At 74.6% G+C, this 4706-nt stretch carries 6 protein-coding genes; 4 read left to right on the top strand and 2 right to left on the bottom strand.

Features of this window, described 5'->3' with window-relative positions; all coding sequences use genetic code 11:
• The 4 genes from HLB15_RS22475 to HLB15_RS22460 form a co-directional block, all read left to right on the top strand.
• Nucleotides 1–560, top strand: a 560-nt coding sequence (locus tag HLB15_RS22475; protein ID WP_171108839.1) for a polymorphic toxin-type HINT domain-containing protein, incomplete at its 5' end; no start/stop codon positions are given.
• 3 nt (nucleotides 561–563) lie between these two features.
• Nucleotides 564–950 (top strand): Imm32 family immunity protein, encoded by a 387-nt coding sequence (locus HLB15_RS22470; protein WP_171108837.1) that lies wholly within the window; start codon nucleotides 564–566, stop codon nucleotides 948–950.
• Between the two features lie 24 nt (nucleotides 951–974).
• Complete coding sequence (locus HLB15_RS22465; RefSeq protein ID WP_171108835.1) at nucleotides 975–2198, top strand: SseB family protein; 1224 nt, start codon at nucleotides 975–977, stop codon at nucleotides 2196–2198.
• Nucleotides 2199–2203: 5 nt separating this feature from the next.
• Nucleotides 2204–2683 (top strand): PPOX class F420-dependent oxidoreductase, encoded by a 480-nt coding sequence (locus HLB15_RS22460; RefSeq protein WP_171108832.1) that lies wholly within the window; start codon nucleotides 2204–2206, stop codon nucleotides 2681–2683.
• On the opposite strand, the gene HLB15_RS22455 is transcribed toward HLB15_RS22460, so the two are convergent.
• Both HLB15_RS22455 and HLB15_RS22450 read right to left on the bottom strand, forming a co-directional pair.
• Nucleotides 2661–4430 (bottom strand): insulinase family protein, encoded by a 1770-nt coding sequence (locus HLB15_RS22455; protein ID WP_171108830.1) that lies wholly within the window; start codon nucleotides 4428–4430, stop codon nucleotides 2661–2663. The two genes, HLB15_RS22460 and HLB15_RS22455, sit on opposite strands and share 23 nt — an antisense overlap.
• Nucleotides 4427–4706 (bottom strand): hypothetical protein (locus HLB15_RS22450; protein ID WP_212760250.1); only part of this gene is annotated, 280 nt, incomplete at its 5' end. The genes HLB15_RS22455 and HLB15_RS22450, both read right to left, overlap by 4 nt.

Genomic DNA, 4706 nt, shown 5'->3' with positions numbered 1-4706 from the left:
CGACCACCGCCGAGCACCCGTTCTGGGTCCAGGGCCGGGGCTGGGTCGACGCGGCGTTCCTGCGTACCGGTGACCTGCTGGTCACCCCCGAGGGCGCGACCCTCCCGCTGCAGGACGTGCAGACCGAACAGCGCACCGACCCGGACGCCGAGACGGTCTACAACTTTCATGTCGAGACCCACCACACCTACTACGTCTACGCCGGCGACACCCCCGTCCTGGTCCACAACGCCGCCCACCAGAAGGCGATCTCGATGGACGAAGCCATCGAGCTCGGGACCAAGCACGTCGCTCCCGATGCGAAGGTGGTCATGTCGGGCAGCAGGGCGGTCCAGTACGTCAGCCAGACCGTCGACGACGCGGGGCGCACGATCACGAAGATCACGCGCTTCGACGTCAACCCGCACGTCCCGCACGTGCAGAAGCTGGGCCCGCACCTCAACCTCGAGACCCAGATCAACGGCAGACCGGTACGGTCCGGACCGGATGCCGATCCGCACATCCCCGTCGACCCTGCCACGATCAAGCCGGGCGACCACTACGGACCGAAGGGAAGCTGAGACGTGATCGAGGTAGTACGGCACAACGAGACCGGTGAGGTCGAGATCAGCGCGGACCCCGACGGGATGGTCGCACTCGCCGAGGCGATCAGGCACGCCCCCGGGGTGGTCGACGCCGGGGAGCCGGAGTCCACGTGGCCCTACGACGAGGCCCTCCGGCAGATCCGGACCGAGGTCTCCGACGACGCCGTCCTCTTCGTCTACGACGACGCCACCAAGTCGCTCCGGATCACCGGACGGCAGCAGGGCCGGGACGTCCTGGCCGAGAACTTCGCCGACTTCGCCCGCGAGGGCACGCCCGGCGAGCACTGGCACGTCGAGTGGTTCCCGGACCACTTCTACCTCGGTGAGGGCAGCGCACCCGTCGTCGTCGCCCTCCAGGACGCCTGACGACCCGATGCAAGGAGAGCACCTGTGAGCGACGAGTTCCCCGCCGGCGACGACTTCCCCCGCGCGCTCGCCGACGGCCAGAACCTCCCGCCCGGCCCGGGCGCCGCCCTCGGCGAGGCGCTTGCGGCGGGTGACCGCGCCGCCGCGCTGGCGGCGATCCACGACGGGCCCGTCCTGGTACCCCACCTGGAGCGCGAGGACGGGACACCGCAGGTGCGGGTCTTCCCCGCACCCGACGGATCGGCCGCACCCTACGAGCTGTGCCTCTTCTCGTCGGCCCGGACGCTCGAGGCGTTCCTCGGCGAGGACCCGGGGCGCGAGTTCACGCTGCGCCGGCGCGACTCGCTGGCCCCCTTCCTGCGCCGGCACGGCGCCACCCTGGCCCGGGTCGTGGTCGACCCGGCGGGACCGCACCCGATGACGGCGACGGTCGACGAGGTCGTCGCGGCGCTCGACGCCGCGCCCCCGGCCGACGACCCCACCGGCCTGTTCGACGAGACCGGCTCGGGGATCAGCGGCGAGGCGCTGCACGCGCTCGGCACGGTCGACGACCCGGGCGGCTACCGCGGCATCGGCCTCGAGCTCAACCTGCCGGAGCACTGGGCGGTGATCGAGCTCGACGAGCCGGAGAAGCGCGAGCGCCAGGTCCGCGACATCGTCAAGCAGCAGACGGCGACGCTGGGCGACCGGTCCGCGCCCTTGCGCCGCGACCTGCGCGAGAAGCTTCTCGAGACGGCGGAGAAGGCCGAGTCCGCCGGCGGCAAGGTGATGGCGTACCTGCTGCTGCCCGGCAAGGAGGCGACGCTCGCGCTCAACCTGACCCTGTACTGGCACGACCTCGGCCCGGAGGCCGGCTCGTCGAGCCACCTGCAGCGCATCCAGAACCGGATCGAGGGCGAGCTGGGCCCGGAGGACGCCCTGACCCGGACGGAGACGCTGTCCGGTCCGTTCCTGCGGCACGTCCGGCTCGGCCGTGGCAACGAGGAGGTGGGCGGCCAGGACCTGCCCCTGCTGCTGGTCGACTACTGGGCCGAGGCGCCCGGGCGCCAGTCGGTGGCCCGCCTGTCGTTCTCGACGCCGCACGTCGGCATCCGGGACGAGATGCTGCGCCTCACGGACAAGGTGCTGTTCTCCACGGAGTGGATCCTGGGCCGCCCCGACCTCGAGGCGCCCGCCGCACCGGACCAGCCGAGCACGCCGCAGCCGAGCACACCGCAGCCGGACGCACCGCAGCCGGCGGTACCCTGACGCCCATGCCCACGATCGCCACCACCACCTCCGTCACGCGGGACGAGCTGCTGGACTTCCTCCGGTCGCGCCGCAACGGCGTCCTCGTGACCACGCGTGCCGACGGCAGCCCCCAGCTCAGCCCCGTCACCTACGGCGTCGACCCGCAGGGTCGGGTCGTGGTGGCGACGTACCCGGAGCGGGCCAAGGTGCGCAACCTGCGCAGGCGCCCGGCGGCGTCGCTCCTCGCGCTGGGCGACGAGTTCAACGACGCCTGGGTCCAGGTGGACGGCACCGCCGAGGTGCTCGACGTGCCCGAGGCCGTCGAGCCCCTCGTGGACTACTTCCGGGCCGCCGCGGGCAAGGAGCACCCTGACTGGGACGAGTACCGGGCCGCGATGGTCCAGCAGGGCAAGTCGCTCGTCCGGCTCACCGTCGACCGCTGGGGTCCCGTGGCGACGGGCGGTTTCCCCGCCCGCCTCGCTACGCCTTCTCCGCAGGACTGACCTCGCCGCCCATCCGGATGACCGCCCGGTAGGCGAACCGGGTCAGCAGGGCGCACAGCAGCCCGCCGGGGACGAGGACGGCGGGGACGACCCAGTCCTGCGGCCCCTCGTCGAACCAGGCCGCCACCCAGACCAGCACGGTCGCCCCGCAGAAGAACACGCCCACGACGCCCGCCACCATCGCGAGCACCAGCAGCCCGAGCCGGCCCAGCTCGAACGCCGCCTTGCCGACGTCCGCCGCGATGGAGCCCGTGGTGCGCAGGAGCCCCATCTCCGCGACCTCCCGGTCCGCGCGAGCCTGCCGCACCGCACCGATCCGTTCGCGCGACGGGCGCTCGGGCGCCTGCGCGCGAGGCACCGGCACCACCAGGTCGGCGGGCACCCGCTCGTCCACCAGCGTGACGACCCGGGACGCGGTGAGGTCGTCGTGCAGCGTCGGTTCGAAGGGGATCTCCGCCCCGTCGAGGCCGACGAGGAGACGTCCGCCGTCCGGGTAGGCGAACAGCGCGGCCGTCTCGGCGAACCGCACGGTCTGCCGCGCCCGGCCGTCCCGCAGCGTCGCGCCGTCGGGGCCGACCACGACCGTCGCGTCCGCGTCGAGACGCTCGAACGCCGCGCCCTCGACAGCGGGTCCCTCGCCGCGCGGCACGACCGACGTCCCCGCCCAGCCCTCCGCGACGGGCGTGACCAGCAGACCCGTGTCCCACGCCTGCCGGGCCACGCGCCGGACGTCGGCGGCGGTCACGGCCTCGAGGGCGGCCCGGCGCTCGGCCGGTGCGGGCACAGGCAGGCCGAGCAGCATCCGGTCGGCGGCGTCCGGGAGCCAGAGCGCGTCCTGGTGGGGCTCGTCGAACGTGAGCAGCAGGTGCGCCCTGGCGGCCTCGAGCTCGTCGGCGGGCACCTCGTACCGCAGGCGACCCCAGGTGTCGAGGAACTCTCCGACCGACTCCGACGCCGTCTCCTCCCGCAGGCCGGCGGACAGGCGGAGCAGCGCGCTCCTGCCGTCCAGGGAGCCGACGGACGCGGCCGGGTCGTAGGTCCAGCCCCGCTCGTGGCGCAGACGCTGGAAGAGCGCGCGCCGCGCCACCTCCGCGAGCAGGCGAGCGGCCGGCTCGTCGGGCACGAGGCCGTCCCACAGGACGCTCGTGCCGCCCGTGTGCGCCTCGGCGGGCAGCGAGCGGTCCGCCTGGCCGACCTCGGGCGCCGGGTGCGGCGCGCCGGACGGCTCGGGCAGCGGCACCTCGAGGTCGAGGTCCTCCTCGCCGCGCCACCACACCACGGCGTCCGCCGCGCTGAAGCGTTCGCGCGCCCAGGCCCGCAGGTCGTCGTCCGTCACCCGGTACAGGCCGACGCGCGCGTCGAGGCCGAGTCCGTAGCCCTGGTGCCCGAAGCGCCAGCTCTGCACGGGCGGCACGTCGGGGACGCGGTCCGCGAGCGCCTGCGTCTCCGACGCCCGGTACCGCACGGGCAGGTCCGCGAGGGCGCGGGCGAGGTCGCGCACGGTGGTGCGCACGCGGTCGGGCGTGCCGGTGACGCGCAGCTCCGTGATCGTGGGCCCGACGGCGGCGGCCACCTCGAGGCCGGGGCGCTCGACGGCGCGCAGGGCGAGCGCGACCACGAGCGCGGTGATCCCGCTCGTGGGCAGCGTCTCGTCGGCGTACCCGACGCGGAACGCGAGGCAGGCCTCGGTGGGGCCCGGGCGCCGCGCGGAGAGCTCGCGGGGCCGGGTGGGGGTGGTGGTGGTCATCGCTCCTGCCGGGGGTGTCGCTGGTTGATGAGCCCGACGGTCGCCCCGAGGAGGGCGAGCACGGGCAGGAAGCCGAGTCGCAGCTCGGTGTCGAGGGCGTCCTCGAGGAGGGCCTGCCCGCCACCGAGCACGACCCACCCGGCGACCCACAGCAGGACGACGAGGCCGACGGTCGCGGCGACGGACCGGGGCTCGGCACGCGGTCCGGGCTCGGCGGGCGGTCGCACGGCGGGCAGGACGGGCGGCGGCTCCGTGGGCGCCGACACGGCGCGTGCG

It is taken from the genome of Promicromonospora citrea, assembly GCF_013004695.1.
Classification (GTDB): Bacteria; Actinomycetota; Actinomycetes; order Actinomycetales; family Cellulomonadaceae; genus Promicromonospora; species Promicromonospora citrea.
The sequence above is the reverse complement of the archived record's forward strand: the minus strand, read 5'-3'. Positions and strand labels throughout refer to the sequence as shown.